The organism is Pseudactinotalea sp. HY160 (assembly GCF_009372055.1).
Classification (GTDB): Bacteria; Actinomycetota; Actinomycetes; order Actinomycetales; family Beutenbergiaceae; genus HY158.
The window spans coordinates 23,302-37,441 of the sequence record NZ_WHMT01000003.1 but is presented as its reverse complement, the minus strand read 5'-3'; the positions used below and the strand labels follow the sequence as shown (position 1 = coordinate 37,441).

Sequence of the window (14,140 nt, the reverse complement as noted above, 5' to 3'; positions counted from 1 at the left end):
GCAGAATTGCGTCTATGACGCCGAAAGGGATGATCATGAGCATTGCCGCACGTACCGTCCAGACCACATGGGAGGGCCCGCTGGCCTCCGGAACCGGAACGTTCAACGGGACGAGCAGCGGGGTCCTCGACGACCTGCAGGTCACCTGGGGATCGCGCACCGAGGCTCCGGCGGGCAAGAGCAGTCCGGAGGAACTCGCCGCGGCGGCGCACTCCTCGTGCTACGCGATGGCGCTCTCGCTCACCCTGGGTGAGAACGGCACGCCGCCGCAGAAGCTCGACGTGAGCGCCACCCTGACGCTCGAGGAGGTCGACGGCGTCCCCACGATCAGCACGTCGAAGCTCACCGTTCGGGCGACCGTCGAGGGCATTGCCGACGACGCGTTCCAGGCCGTCATCGAGAAGGCCTCGGCCCTGTGTCCGGTCTCGCGGCTGTTCGCTGGCGCCACGATCACGGTCGACGCCCAGCTCGCCACCGCCTGAGACCGCCATGAGCACGCTCGAATCCGATCCTCCCTCACTGGCGGAGGCGCTCACCCGCGAACACCATGAGATCGACGCCGGAATCGAGCTGTTCATCGCCCAGTCCCGCACCACCGAAACGGTGCGGGACTGGGCACAGCCGCTGGTGGGGGCGATGAGGGCCCTGCGGCGGCACATCTACCTCGAAGAGGCGATCGTGTTTCCGCGGATCAACACCGGCGCGCTCATGATGCCGGTCATGGTCATGCTCCGCGAGCACGGCGAACTCTGGCGGGCCATGGATGCCCTCGAGGCACGGCTGGCCGGGCCTGCCGCCATCGAGGAACCCGCCCGTTCGGAGGTGATCGCCGCCTGTCACCGGATGCTCCACCTGCTCGAGGTGCACAACAGCAAGGAGGAGCCGATCATCTATCCGCATCTCGACGCGGACCTGGACGATCCGGCGCAGGTGCATCTGCGCGAGTTCCTTCGCGAGGGCCGCATTCCCGCGGGCTGGGTGTGCGAACGCGGCTGACCGGTTGCGCCGGCTCCGCAGGGCCCATCACGGCCTGATCAGTGCTCGAGCAAGGCCCAAGCAGATCCGGACCGGTGCTCGAGCAGGGCCCGATGAGGGCTACCAGGGGCGCTTGTTCTGCGCGCCCTCGACCTGCTTGTAGTTCGCGCCGCGCATCCGCGAGTGCGAGACGCCCTTGAGGGAACCGGCGTAATCGTCGGCCACCTGCACGTTGTCCAGGGTCGCCTCGGTCTCGAGCTCGTGCCGGTGCCGCTTGTCGGAGTTGCGGTAGCGCAGGTACATCATCCCGTAGTAGAGGAAGCCGGCGAGGAAGAAGACCCAGCCGATGCTGCCGCCGCCACCGTCGGAGGATCCGCTCGCCCACACCTGGCCACCCGCAGCGAGAACGTCGATGCCCATCAGCCACCCACCACCATGATGATCGTTCCGAGAACCATACCGACCACCTGCACGACGGCGGAGACCGCGAACAGTTTCGGCTTGTTGATCGGCACGCTGCCCATCGTCTCGCCCGTGCGCGCGTTCACCGCGACGTAGTGCAGGAAGGTCTGCCCGTTGGACCGGCGCTGTTGGTAGCTGTAGAGCCACACGGGAAGATAGGCCGAGGCCCAGCGCTGACCCTTGACGTCGACCTGCTCCGAATCCCAGCGAACCCCGCGGTCGTAGAACCTGAGGGTGTCGTTGACCCGGTAGCGGGTGATGTCCCGTGCCTGGGCATCGACGAGCGGAGTGAGGTCGTCGATATTCGTGTCCCGTCGCTGGGAGGTGAAACCGGCGAGGTAGTTCGAGTCGTACCGGACCGCATTCTCGACATCGAACGGCATGATCGTGTTGATGATGTTGTTCGTGTTGCGGGAGGAGTCCTGGTCGCGCCGTTCGCTCGAGGACTCGACGGTCAGATCATTGATGTAGACGTCGAAATCGCGCATGACGTGGTAGATGTCGGCGTCGTAGACGCGCTGGGTGTTGTCGCCACGTTTGACGGTGTAGGTCCGCGTCTGATGCTCACCCTGCCCGGTGAGCCGGGCATGGGCGTTGATGTCGACCACCATGTAGGGCAGGTACACGCCCATGACGTTCTCCGGCTCGAATTCCTTGAGGAACTTCGGATGCGCGTAGAACCGACGCTTCTTGACGAATTGCGAGATCTTCTCGGTCGCCTGCTCCTTGCGCAGCGCGAACGGCAGCACCATGTCGGGGACGGCGCCGTTGGGGATCTGCTGATTCATCGAGAGCTTGTTGCGGCACCAGTGACACCGGGCCTGTGTGCTCTCATCGGTGTTGATCACGACCTCGGCGCCGCAGGCGCTGCACTTGAAGGTGAGCACCACATCGGTCGAGGGCACGATGTCCTGGGAACCGGATCCCATGACGAGGCCGGACAGCTCGGAGATGTCGCTGTTGAGCCCCAGCGCCTGCTCCGCGCTCCCGGTGGCCCACTCGAATCGACAGAAGCCGCACCGGAGCATGCCGGTGGCGGGGTTGAGCGAGATCTCCGTTGCACCGCACCGGGCACACTTGGACAGTCCGTCCTTCGCCGCGGCGTCCGTCTCGATGATGCGCGGCCCCGCCGGGGAGACCGGAGGCAGACCGGTTGCCGCCGCCGCTGCGGGATCGACCATCCCGTAGCCGTCGGCGGACGGACGCGGCGCGCCCTGGGCGGGGTCGATCCCATACCCCGCACCGCCGGTCGTCGCCGGCGCTCCCGGGTTCGCGGGCGGGGTGGCTTCTGAATTCGGGTTGCTCGGGTTCACTCCGACGTCCTCTAGATCCCGAGGATCTTCGCCTTGGCGGCCTCATAGTCGTCCGCCGTGATGAGCCCCTGGTCGAGCATCGTCTTGAGCTGGGTCAGCCTCGCCACGGGATCCTCCGGCGCCGACGGCGACTGGGGCGGCTGTTGACCGTAGCCCTGGGGTGGCTGCTGTCCATAGCCCTGGGGCGGCTGCTGTCCATAACCCTGCGGGGGCTGCTGGCCATAACCCTGGGGTGGCTGCTGCCCATAACCCTGCGGGTGCTGCTGCCCGTATCCCTGCTGCGGCACCTGCTGGTACCCCTGCTGCGGCACCGGCTGCTGGAGTCCGGCGGCCGCGCCGCCGGTCGCGTTGAGTCCCATGCCGAGGAAGGCCATGTTGGCGGCTCCCCCGCCACCCTCCCCCGCTGCCTGGAAACCGCGGGCGGCGGCCTGCTGCATGAAGGAGTTCCCCCGGGCGCCTCCGAGCGCATCGGCCTTCTTCACGTCGCTCAGGAGCGCGCGCGTGTCCTCGTCGTACTCGATCGACTGCAGGGCGACCTTGACGATCGTCAGGCCGCGATCGGTGGTCCAGCTGTAGCCCTGCTCGACGGCCTGGCTGAGCGACTGGGCGAAGCCGACCGAGTCCGACTGAATCCGCGTGATCCGGTTCCCCTGGCTCGGATCGTTCGTGTAGATCGAGAACGCCTGCGCGAGCGAGCCGACCACCTCGTTGAAGAGCTGGCTGGCCGCGTCGTTGTCGAGATCGGAGAAGTCGAAGACCCGCGGGCTCGCGCTCAGGTACGTGAGCGGCACGTACTGCTTGACGAGCAGGATCGGGTCGACGATGCGCATGGTGTAGCTGCCGCGCGTGATCGCACCGACCTGCGCGCCCAGGTAGGCGTCGTCCCAATAGATCTCGGACTGGGTGCCGAAGCGGTTGTTCGGGATCTCCTTGAGGTTGACGTAGAACGCCAATTGCTGCGAGCCGGGCTGGCCGCCGAACTTGAACCGTTCCCAGGAGGTCTTGACGGTGGGGCTCACGATCCCGTCGCCGGCGAAGATCGACTGCGAGTTCTGGTCGTCGGAGGTGAAGATGAAGCCACCGGGTTCGGCGATGAACCCGGTGAGCTGGCCGTCCTGGAACGTCACGAGGCCGTAGCCCTCGGGAACGATGATCCGGCTGCCGTTCGTGATGATGTGCTCGGAGCCCTTGGTGTTCGACCCGCGCCCGGCGTTCTGGCCCTGCGGAACGGCCGGGAAGATGGCGGCCGTCGGCGCGAGGTTGTGCGGAGGAACGAGGAAGTCCTTCCACTGATCCGCGAACGTGCCGCCGATCGCGCCCGCGAATGCCTTGATGAATCCCATCCGATGTCCTCCAAGAACGCAGTGATCGAACCGTGTGCCGAACCGCTCGCTGGACGAGGCAAGCCACGAAGTCGGGCGTCGACAGTCGGCTCAGGGCCGGGCACCGGAGTCTAGCAGCCACTCCTCGGTGGAGGCCGACGACCCACACGCGTGCAGGACCGGTTCCGATAGACTCGCGGCGTTGGATATGTCGATGCCCGACCGCCCCGATGACGGGCTCCCGAAACGAGGAACGCCATGATCCGATCCATCCTCCGAGCGCTCATCCACCTGGCCACGGCGGCCCTCGGGTTCCTGCTCGCCGCGTTCCTACTCGAGCGGCTCACGCTCGCGGCGTCCGGCTTCGTCGTCGCCGTCCTCGTCTTCACCCTCGCGCAGGCGCTCGTCTCGCCGTTCGTGGTGCACCAGACCCAGAAGCGCGCCGCCGCCCTCATGAGCGGCGTCGGGCTCATCTCGACGTTCATCGCCCTGCTCCTCGCCTCGCTCGTTCCCGGCGGGCTGACCATCGCCGGGTTGGGAACGTGGATCCTCGCGACCGTCATCGTCTGGTTCGTCACCGCCGTCGGCGGCTGGATCCTGCCGCCGCTGCTTCTCAAGAAGAAGCCCTCGGCCGCACCCGCCTGAGGCGCGAGTGCTCCCGGCCGTCGCGGCGATCGACCGGTCGATCCGCTGGGGCGCCGCCGGGTGCGCGGTGCCATCTCGTTCCGCCTCGCCGACCTCCTCGCAGCCGAGGGGCCGACACCGGCGCGGAATCGAGCGTAGGCTGACACGAGCAATGTAGCCGTTGGCAGGAGGTCGGACCGATGCGTCGTCTTCGCGTGGGAATGGTGGTCCTGGCCGTCGCCGCGTCGGCGCTGAGCGGCTGCGGCGAGGCGGCCACGTCGGCACAGGGAACCTGGGGGTCCTCCGGCGGGGACGAGACCCGGCTGACGTTCACCGGGGAGGGACTCATCACCGGCACCGACGGCTGCAACCGGCTCTCGGGCACGTGGCAGCAGGACGGCGACGACGTCACCCTCGCCGGCCTTGCGACCACGCTCATGGCGTGCCCGGACGTGGACGTCTGGCTGATCGATCCGGCGAGCGCCGTGGTGGACGGCGACACGATGCACCTCTACGACTCCGACGGCGCCCAGATCGGCGACCTCTCGCGCGAATAGCGCCGGCCGCGGACTCCAGGTCGAAGGAAGCCGGAGTATCACGGAGCCGCGCACGTCCGACAAACCGGCACTCGAAACCGTCCGGGCCCGCTGGGAAATGTATTCCGGTCGACGTGCTGAATCCCACTCTCGCGCGGACCGCTTCGGATAGGGTCATGAAATGACACTCCGATTCAATCCGGCCCCTGGGTGGCCGATACCTCCCGAGGGCTGGCTGCCCCCGCCCGATTGGATACCACCCGCGTCATGGCCGCCGGCACCGGAGGGCTGGCCGCTGCTGGTGGACGACGGGGCACCCGAATATCAGCAGCACGCCCCCGGATACGGCGCCACGGAATCGACAGACCGTCAGCCGACGGCGCGGCCTTGGTACAAGAAGAAGCGCTTCATCCTGCCTCTTGGCGGTGTCGCCCTCCTCGTGGCCATCGCCATCGTCGGTGGTGGGCGGGACGATCCCGGGACGGCGGTGCCATCGGCACAGGTGGAAGGCGAAGGTCGGGCGCCGTCGGCGACTGCCGGGCAGACAGAGACCGAGGCCGCGGACGAGGAGGAGTCCGCGAGGGCCGCGGAGGAGGAGGCATCGAGGGCCGCGGAGGAAGAAGCGTCGAGGGCCGCGGAGGAGGAGTCCTCCCGAGCCGCGGAGGAAGAGGCGTCGAAGGCAGCCGCCAAAGCCGAGGAGGAGGCTGCGGCTCAAGCAGCGCTCACCGCCGGTCAGTCGAATGCGCTGCGCGCTGCCGAGTCGTATCTCAGCTTCATGCCGTTTTCACGGAACGGTTTGATCGAACAGTTGTCATCGGAGTACGGCGATGGATATTCCGTCGAGGATGCCACATTCGCGGCGGACAACGTCGAGGTGGACTGGAACGAACAGGCAGCCAAGGCCGCCGCGAACTACCTCGACCTCATGGCCTTCTCACGCAAGGGGTTGATCGAGCAGTTGACGTCGGAATACGGTGACGGCTACACCCTCGACCAGGCCACATACGGAGTCGACCAAGCCGGCCTCTGACGACTCCCCTACGCTCGGAACCATGACGTCGTCCCCGATCACCACCTACCTGCAGGACATCCACGCGCGTATCGCCCGGGTGCGCGACGGCGTCCCCTATGAGGTCGGCCCTGCCGGGACCCTGATCGATCCGGACCACTTCGGCATCGCGTTGGCCACGGTCGACGGCTACGTCTACGAGGTGGGAGTGACCGATCACGAGTTCTCGATGCAGTCGATCTCCAAGCCCTTCAGCTACGGACTCGCGCTCGACGACCTCGGCATGGCGGCAGTCGACGCCAAGATCGACGTCGAACCGTCCGGAGACGCGTTCAACGACCTCTCCCTCACCTCGGGCACGAGCCGGCCCGCCAACGCGATGATCAACGCCGGGGCACTCGCGGTCGCCTCCCTCATCAAGGGCGGCGGTGGGCGTAGCGCCGTGCAACGGATCACCGAGTTGTACTCCCAGTGCGCCGGCCGCCCGCTGCGCAGCGCCGGGCGCGCCTACCAGGCCGAGCGTCGTCACAGCGACCGCAACCACGGACTGGCATACCTGCTCAGCTCGGTCGGCGTGATCGAGGGCAGGCCCACGGAGGCGCTGGCGACCTACCTGCGCCAGTGCACCGTGCAGGTGACCTGCCGAGACCTCGCGCTCATGGCCGCCACCCTCGCCAACGGCGGCACCCACCCGATCACCGGCACGCAGGCGCTCACGCTCGACGCGGTCGAGCGCGTGCTCTCGGTCATGATGACCTCGGGAATGTACGACGACGCCGGCGATTGGGCCAGTCACGTGGGGATGCCCGCGAAATCGGGCGTGGGCGGGGGCATCATCGCGGTGCTTCCGGGCCAGGCCGGCCTCGCGGTCTACTCTCCCCCGCTCGACCGGCACGGCAACAGCGTGCGCGGCGTGGCGGCCTGCCGGCAGCTCTCGCGCGACATGGAGATGCACTTCGTGCGGTCGGCCCGCATCGGCCGATCCGCGATCCGCGACTCCTACCCGATCGATCGCGAGCCGAGCGCGATCCGGCGCACCGACGAGGCCACCGAACTGCTGGCCGAACACGCACACCGGGCCGTGGTGGTCGAGCTCGCCGGGGACCTCTTCTTCGCCGGCACCGAATCGGTCGTGCGGGAACTCACCGGCCTCGACCCGCAGGTCGAGCTCGTGGTGCTCGACGTGCGCCGGGTGGACGAGTTCGGCCGGGTCGCCCTCGACATGCTCGGCACGATCGCCGAGCAGTTCGCGCGCGGCGGCGCCACCCTGCTCCTCGTCGATCCCGAGGACACCCTGGCCCACGCCCTGCCGGAGCTCGCGACGTTCGAATCCCGGGAGGGGGCGATCGCCCGGTGCGAGCACCTCCTGCTCGAGCGGTACGGCAGCGCCCTGCTCGACCCGGGGCGCGTGCTCGTGGCCGACTCCCCCGCGCTCGCGATGCTCGACCAGGAGGACGTCGACGCACTCGCGGGACTCATGGAGCGCCGCAGCTTCGCGGACGGGGAGATCATCCGCCGGGTCGGCCAGCGGTTCGGGGGCGTCTTCTTCATCCTCTCCGGCCGGATCAGCACGATCACGACCGACTCCGACGGGAACAGGGTGCGGGTCACCGCCCTCGGGGCCGGGATGACCTTCGGCGACCTGTCCCTCGCGAGCGAGGATCGCCAGGAGGCGACCGTCAAGGCCACGGGCCCGGTCGAGGTCATGGTGCTCGACGCGGAGGCGATCGACGAGCTTGAGGATCGCGATCCCCGGCTCGCCATCCAACTGTGGCGCGCGCTCGCCCGCGACGCGCACTCGAGGGTGTACCGGTACGCGCGAGCCGTCGCCGTTCGGATCCGCGATTAGACTTGACCGGCACCACGACGGGGTGCGGCACACGGTCTCACGACGCCACGAGGAGGCTTGATGGACTTCGTCCAATTCCTGATCAAACGCAGCGACGACATGGTCGAGCTCGGCCTGGCACACGCCGCGGTGGTCGCGGTCTCCGTCGGCTTCGCCGCGATCATCGGCATCTCCCTGGGCGTGCTCACCTATCAGCACGCCCGACCGCGCGAGATCGTGCTCGCCCTGAGCGGGGCGATGCTCACGATCCCCTCCTTCGCGCTGTTCATCCTGCTCCTCGGGCCGCTCGGCCTCGGGGCGAAGCCCGTCGTCGTGGCCCTGACCGCCTATGGCCTCATGCCGATCATCCGCAACACGGTCACGGGACTGCAGAGCGTGGATCCGGCGATCGTCGAGGCCGCCCGCGGCATGGGAATGACCCGGTTCCAGCGCCTGCGCAGGATCGAGCTGCCGCTCGCGTGGCCGGTCATCATCACGGGCATCCGGGTGACGACCCTCGTGCTGCTCGGGATCGCGGCGATCGGCTGGATCGTCAACGGTCCCGGCTACGGCGACCTCATCTTCACCGGCCTCAACCGCGTGGGAACCCCGGTCGCCGTCAACCTCGTGCTCGCCGGAACCCTCGGCGTGATCATCCTCGCGGTGCTGTTCGACCTGATCTTCCACGCCGCCCGCCGACTCACCACCTCCGAAGGAATTCGATGACCGACGCAGCCACCACCGGCGACCGGGTGATGATCCGCCTCCAGGGTCTGACCAAGCGCTACCCCGGGCAGGGAGCCAACGCCGTCGACGCCCTCGACCTGGACATCCACGAGGGCGAGATCGTCGTGCTCGTGGGCCCCTCCGGATGCGGCAAGACCACGACGATGAAGATGATCAACCGCATCATCGAACCGAGCGGCGGGCGCATCCTCCTCGACGGGGAGGACGTGACCACCACCGATCCGGATCGGTTGCGCCGCCGGATCGGATACGTGATCCAGCAGATCGGCCTCTTCCCGCACATGACCATCGGGGAGAACATCGCCACCGTGCCCAAGCTGCTGGGCTGGGATGCCGCACGCATCGACCGGCGGGTGGACGAGCTCATGCGGATGGTGAGCATGCCCCCCGAGGAGTACCGGCACCGCTACCCCAAGCAGCTCTCGGGCGGTCAGCAGCAGCGGATCGGCGTCGCCCGGGCGCTCGGGGCCGACCCGGACGTGCTGCTCATGGACGAGCCGTTCGGCGCGATCGACCCGATCACCCGGGACCGGCTGCAGAACGAGCTCCTGCGGCTGCAGTCCGAGGTGCGCAAGACCATCGTGTTCGTGACCCACGACATCGACGAGGCCATCAAGCTCGGCGACCGCATCGCGATCCTGCAGGAGGGCTCGCGGGTCGCCCAGTACGACACCCCCGAGCAGATCCTCACCGCCCCGGCGAACCCGTTCGTCTCCGACTTCATCGGCAGGGGCGCCTCCCTCAAGCGGCTCAACCTCACCCACGTCGCCGACATCCAGCTGCGCAGCTGGCCGACCGTGCCCGAGGCCACCGATCCGGCGGCCGCCCTCGACCGGCTCCGCGACGTGCCCGAGAGCGCGCTGCTCGTGCTCGACGGATCCGGCACACCCGCGCGCTGGGTCGGCGCCGCGGACCTGCGCCGCGCGACCGGGCCGGACCTCGCGGGGGTCGGGAGCCCGATCTCACCCGCGATCACCCCCCGGGCCACGCTCTCCGACGCCCTGAACGAGCTCATCACGGCCCGGCACTCGGTCGCCATCGTGACCGGCGACGACGGCGCCCTCCTCGGCGTGGTCGACATCGACCAGATCAACGAGGCCATCCGCGAGATGCGGGCCAGCGCCGTCAGTGCCGAGCGGTCCGGCCTGCGGGAGGGCGCATGAGCACCGCCGCCCCCGAGCGCCTCGCGTCGCCCGTGCTGCGCGGGCGGCGGCGCACCGTGGGCGGTTACATCACGATGCCGCTCATCCTGGCGGCCGTCTGCCTCGCCCTGTACCTGTACGTCGCGAGCCGGGATCTCGATTCCATCGAACGACGCCTCCTCAACGCGGACCGGCTCGGCTCCGCCATCTGGCAGCACGTCCAGCTCACCGCGGTCTCCACCGTGCTCACCCTCGTCATCGCCGTCCCGCTCGGGGTGATCCTCACCCGGCCGTTCGCCCGCCGCGTGCGTCCGTTCCTCATCGGCCTGCTCACCCTCGGGCAGGCGGTTCCGACGATCGCGATCCTCGTGCTGCTCGCGGTCGCCTTCCTCTTCCTCGGCTTCAATGCGGCGATCGTCGGGCTCGTCCTGTACGCGATCGTGCCGGTCCTGCTCAACACGATGGTCGGCCTGGAACAGGTCGACGCGGCCGTGCTCGAGGCCGGCCGCGGGATGGGCATGTCGAAGTTCACCGTGCTGCGCAGGCTCGAACTGCCGCTCGCCGTGCCCGTGATCCTCGCCGGCATCCGCACGGCGCTGGTCATCAACGTCGGTACGGCTACCCTGGTCACGTACATCAATGCCGGCGGACTGGGCGACATCATCGTCGGCGGCCTGTCCACGAACCGTTTCACGGTGCAGCTCGTGGGCGCCGCCCTCACCGCCGTCCTGGCGCTGGTCATCGACTACCTCGCCGGGATCGCGGAAGACCTGCTGCGCCCGCGCGGGCTCTGACCGGCCGCGCCGCACACGCCACGCACGCCAGCGCGAGAGCGACGGAACGCAACCGTTTCGGCCCGACTCGACCGGCCGTCGTCCCCACGAAGGAGATACCCATGAAGAGACTGCACAGAACCACCGCGGCCACCGCCGCGTTCCTCGGCCTCGCCCTCACCCTCGCGGCCTGCGGCGGCGACTCGGGCAGCGGCGGCGGTGACGGGCCGCTCGCCGGAGCGGACCTGACCGTCGGCTCGAAGGAGTTCACGGAGTCGGAGATCCTCGGCCAGATCGCGGCCGTCGCACTCGAGCACGCCGGCGCCTCGATCACCGACCAGACCGGGCTGTCCGGCAGCGCCACGGTGCGCGAGGCGCTCGAGACCGGCGAGATCGACCTGTACTGGGACTACACCGGCACGGGCTGGGTCAACATCCTCGGCAACAGCACCGAGGAGGTCCCCGACGACCTGTACGAGGCGGTCAAGGAGGCCGACGCGGCCAACGGGATCGCCTGGCTGCCCCCGGCGAACTTCGAGAACACCTACCGGCTCGCCACGAGCGCCGCGTTCGCCCAGGAGAACGGGCTGACCACCACGAGCGACGCGGCCGCGTTCATCCAGGCGAACCCGGACCAGGGCGCGATCTGCGCGGCGAGCGAGTTCATCAACCGCGACGACGGCCTGCCCGGCCTCGAGGAGGCCTACGGCTTCGAGTTCACCGAGATCGTCGAGCTCGACCTCAACCTCATCTACACCCAGGTCGGCGACTCCTGCCAGTTCGGCGAGGTGTTCTCCACCGACGCCCGCATCGTCTCGAACGACCTGCTCGTGCTCGAGGACGACAAGGACTTCTTCATCCAGTACGCGGGCGCGGTGACCCTGCGTCAGGAGACCCTCGACGCCTACCCCGAGATCGCCGAGATTCTCGACCCGATCTCGCAGGCGCTCACGAACGAGGTGATGACCAGCCTGAACGGCCAGGTCGACAACGACGGCGAGCAGCCCCGCGACGTCGCCGAGGAGTGGCTCACGGACGAGGGCTTCCTCGGCTGACCACCCGCCCCCGGCGCGCACCGGCCGGCCCCCGCGGATTCCCGCGGCGGCCGGCCGGCCCCGTTCTCAGGCCTCGGCGAAGCGGCCGACGGTGCGCTGCGCGTCGATCCCCGGCAGCGCCTCGGTGAAGAGCCGGTAGTAGGCGAGTTCCTCGCGCGTGCGCAGCGGCGGGTCGAGGTGGGACAGCTCGGCGGCGGCCCGGTCGAGCTCGGCGCCGGTGACGGTCTGCTCGTAGTGCTCGCTCAGCACCGTGTTCATGCCCGTTCCCTCGCCGAACTGCTCCTTGCGGCGCCACAGCACCTCGGCCGGCAGCCAGGAGTCGAACGCCTGCCGCAGCAGCCACTTCGCGGGCCGGCCCTCCTCGAGGAGCTTCCAGCCCGGCGGGAGCGCGAGGGCGAGCTCCACGAAGTCGAGGTCGAGGAACGGCAGCCGCGGCTCGATGCCGTGGGCCCCGGCCACCCGATCGACCCGCTGCAGGCCGCCGATGTGCATGCCCTCGAGCGTCGCGAGCAGATCCTCGTGGAGCGCCTCGCCGGTGTCGTGGCGCCCGTAGTGGGAATAGCCGGCGAACAGTTCGTCCGCGCCCTCCCCCGCGAGCACCACGGTGACGTGCCGGGCGGCGAGGGAGGCCACGAGGTGGTGCGGCACGGCCGAGTGCACGAGGGTCGGGTCGAAGGACTCGAGCTCGGCGATGATCCGCGGCACGAGGGCGATCGCGTCCTCGGCCGTGTAGACGAGCTCGTGATGGTCGGTGCCCACGTGCTCGGCCACGAGCCGCGCGGCCGCGAGGTCGCCACTGCCCGCCATCCCGACCGCGAACGTGGGCAGGACCCGCCCCTGCTCCCGCGCGATGCGGGCGGCGATCGCGGTGATGATGCTCGAGTCGACGCCCCCGGACAGCAGGATCCCCACGGAGGACCGGCTCGGCAGGCTGCGCTCGACCGCCCGCACGAGGGTCTCGCGCAGCGCGGCGAACACCCAGGCCGGCGGCTGCTCGGAGGGGGCGCGGCTCTTGAGCAGCACGGGCGAGGCGCCCGGCAGTGCGGGCCCGGCGATGAGGCCGTCCTGCGGGGTCCAGGCGTGGCCGGGCGGGAACGGCTCGACCAGCGCGCGCCAGTCCTCGTCGAACGCCTTGAGTTCGGAGGCGAACACGACGGTCTCCCCGCGCCGCGCCCAGTACAGCGGCGAGATCCCGAGCACGTCCCGCGCGGCCGCGAACCGGCCGTCCTCGGCCGCCACGACGAGGGCGAACGTTCCCCAGAGCCGCTCGAAGGCGGCGACCCCCTCGTCCTCGAACAGCTCGAGGGCCGCCTCGAGGTCGGAGTCGGTGCTGAACCGGTCCGCACCGAGCCGGTCGCGGATGCGCTGGTGGTTGTAGATCTCGCCGTCGCCGATGAGCCAGCTGCCGGGCCGGCTGCTCCCGATCGGCTGCTCGCCCGCGTCGGGGTCGATGATCGCGAGGTAGTGGCTGCCGAGCCACGCCTGCCCGACCCTGCGGGTTCCCGAGCCGTCCGGGCCTCGGTGCCGCATCCGGTCGAGCATCCTGCGCCCGAGTTGCTCGTCGAACGGACCGTGCGCCGCGACAATTGCCGACATGACTCCTCATTCTTCGGTGGTGTGCGAACCACGCTACCGCTCGCCGGGGAGCGGCCATCCCGCGGCGTCGGCACGGCCTGGGCACGGCGTGGGGACGGCGTGGGGACGACGCAGCTCACCGCGCGTTGTCGCGCGTCCGTTCGCGAACGGGGCCGCGCGCTTCGGCGAGCAGGGGCCGCAGGACGGGCACGGCCGTCACCGCCTGGCGCACGCCCTCCCAGACGGGCCCGACGATCAGCCAGATCCCGGTCGCGAGCCAGATGCGGGCGAACCAGACGAGGAGCTCGCCCGTGCGGGCGGGGTCGGCCACGAGCAGCACGATCCCGCCGAGAACGGCGCTGGCCACGGCCGCGCACAGGAGCATCCGCAGCCACTGGCCCCATTCGTGGCGCACCCGGGCGGTGCCCGCGGCCGGCGCCTTGACCGGCGCCGGCGCGCCGGCGAACCGGTGGGCGAACCAGGCGTCGACCCGGGCGATGATCTGGTGTCCGAACGCGACCGTGAAGCCGAGGTAGACGGCGCCGAGCCCGTGCGTGAACTCGGCCGTGGTCCCGTTCGCCAGGAGGTCCCAGCCGATCGCCGTGAGGAGCACCACGTCGAGCAGCGGCACACACAGCAGCAGGGCGCTCGACAGCCGCCGCCGGCGCAGCAGGTAGCGGGCCGCGAGGCCCGAGACGAGCAGCACCCAGAAGCCGATTTCACACGCGAGGATCACCAGGAGGGTCATGATTCGAGCGTGGCCCTCCTCCCTCCGGCGC

Annotated in this window: 15 protein-coding genes; 10 read left to right on the top strand and 5 right to left on the bottom strand. The window is 69.5% G+C overall.

All coding sequences use genetic code 11. The annotated features are described in order from the left end of the window. The first annotated feature begins 35 nt into the window (after positions 1 to 35). A complete protein-coding gene (locus tag GCG21_RS04455; RefSeq protein WP_152818088.1) occupies positions 36 to 482 on the top strand; it encodes an OsmC family peroxiredoxin in 447 nt (148 codons plus the stop codon). Positions 483 to 489: 7 nt separating this feature from the next. Beyond that, on the top strand, positions 490 to 996 hold the full coding sequence (locus GCG21_RS04450; protein WP_152818087.1) for a hemerythrin domain-containing protein: 507 nt from the start codon (positions 490 to 492) through the stop codon (positions 994 to 996). A 99-nt stretch (positions 997 to 1,095) separates the two neighbouring features. On the opposite strand, the gene GCG21_RS04445 is transcribed toward GCG21_RS04450, so the two are convergent. Genes GCG21_RS04445 through GCG21_RS04435 form a run of 3 tightly spaced genes read right to left on the bottom strand, consistent with a single transcriptional unit; the run spans position 1,096 to position 4,093 of the window. Next, positions 1,096 to 1,395, bottom strand: a complete 300-nt coding sequence (locus tag GCG21_RS04445) for a growth/differentiation factor (protein WP_152818086.1) — start codon at positions 1,393 to 1,395, stop codon at positions 1,096 to 1,098. Continuing rightward, positions 1,395 to 2,750 carry a TFIIB-type zinc ribbon-containing protein gene (locus GCG21_RS04440; protein ID WP_228760167.1) on the bottom strand — a complete coding sequence of 452 codons (1,356 nt, stop codon included), beginning with the start codon at positions 2,748 to 2,750 and terminating at the stop codon, positions 1,395 to 1,397. Before GCG21_RS04440 ends, GCG21_RS04445 begins: the two co-directional genes overlap by 1 nt. 11 nt (positions 2,751 to 2,761) lie before the next feature. Further along, positions 2,762 to 4,093: an SHOCT domain-containing protein gene (locus tag GCG21_RS04435; RefSeq protein WP_152818085.1), complete on the bottom strand. Its 1,332-nt coding sequence runs from the start codon at positions 4,091 to 4,093 to the stop codon at positions 2,762 to 2,764. A gap of 237 nt (positions 4,094 to 4,330) precedes the next feature. Between GCG21_RS04435 and GCG21_RS04430 the strand changes: the two genes are divergently transcribed. The 8 genes from GCG21_RS04430 (at position 4,331) to GCG21_RS04395 (ending at position 11,786) form a co-directional block, all read left to right on the top strand. Further along, on the top strand, positions 4,331 to 4,717 hold the full coding sequence (locus GCG21_RS04430; RefSeq protein ID WP_152818084.1) for a phage holin family protein: 387 nt from the start codon (positions 4,331 to 4,333) through the stop codon (positions 4,715 to 4,717). 179 nt (positions 4,718 to 4,896) lie between these two features. Beyond that, positions 4,897 to 5,253, top strand: a complete 357-nt coding sequence (locus tag GCG21_RS04425) for an META domain-containing protein (RefSeq protein ID WP_152818083.1) — start codon at positions 4,897 to 4,899, stop codon at positions 5,251 to 5,253. Between the two features lie 280 nt (positions 5,254 to 5,533). Beyond that, on the top strand, positions 5,534 to 6,262 hold the full coding sequence (locus GCG21_RS04420; protein ID WP_228760168.1) for an Ltp family lipoprotein: 729 nt from the start codon (positions 5,534 to 5,536) through the stop codon (positions 6,260 to 6,262). A gap of 22 nt (positions 6,263 to 6,284) precedes the next feature. After that, positions 6,285 to 8,090, top strand: coding sequence for a glutaminase A (glsA, locus tag GCG21_RS04415; RefSeq protein ID WP_152818081.1), 1,806 nt, complete (start codon positions 6,285 to 6,287; stop codon positions 8,088 to 8,090). A gap of 60 nt (positions 8,091 to 8,150) precedes the next feature. Then, complete coding sequence (locus tag GCG21_RS04410) at positions 8,151 to 8,795, top strand: ABC transporter permease (RefSeq protein ID WP_152818080.1); 645 nt, start codon at positions 8,151 to 8,153, stop codon at positions 8,793 to 8,795. Continuing rightward, complete coding sequence (locus GCG21_RS04405; protein ID WP_152818079.1) at positions 8,792 to 9,979, top strand: ABC transporter ATP-binding protein; 1,188 nt, start codon at positions 8,792 to 8,794, stop codon at positions 9,977 to 9,979. Before GCG21_RS04410 ends, GCG21_RS04405 begins: the two co-directional genes overlap by 4 nt. Continuing rightward, the gene (locus GCG21_RS04400; protein WP_152818078.1) at positions 9,976 to 10,752 is read left to right on the top strand and encodes an ABC transporter permease; all 777 of its coding nucleotides are present in this window, start codon (positions 9,976 to 9,978) and stop codon (positions 10,750 to 10,752) included. The genes GCG21_RS04405 and GCG21_RS04400 overlap by 4 nt, the downstream gene beginning before the upstream one ends. A gap of 101 nt (positions 10,753 to 10,853) precedes the next feature. Continuing rightward, positions 10,854 to 11,786, top strand: coding sequence for a glycine betaine ABC transporter substrate-binding protein (locus tag GCG21_RS04395; protein ID WP_152818077.1), 933 nt, complete (start codon positions 10,854 to 10,856; stop codon positions 11,784 to 11,786). Positions 11,787 to 11,852: 66 nt separating this feature from the next. Here the strand turns inward: GCG21_RS04395 and asnB are convergent, their stop codons facing one another. Both asnB and GCG21_RS04385 read right to left on the bottom strand, forming a co-directional pair. Further along, entirely contained in the window at positions 11,853 to 13,382 is a 1,530-nt protein-coding gene (gene asnB, locus GCG21_RS04390) for an asparagine synthase (glutamine-hydrolyzing) (protein ID WP_152818076.1), read from the bottom strand. A 115-nt stretch (positions 13,383 to 13,497) separates the two neighbouring features. Beyond that, complete coding sequence (locus tag GCG21_RS04385; RefSeq protein ID WP_194164939.1) at positions 13,498 to 14,109, bottom strand: hypothetical protein; 612 nt, start codon at positions 14,107 to 14,109, stop codon at positions 13,498 to 13,500. Positions 14,110 to 14,140: the final 31 nt, after the last annotated feature.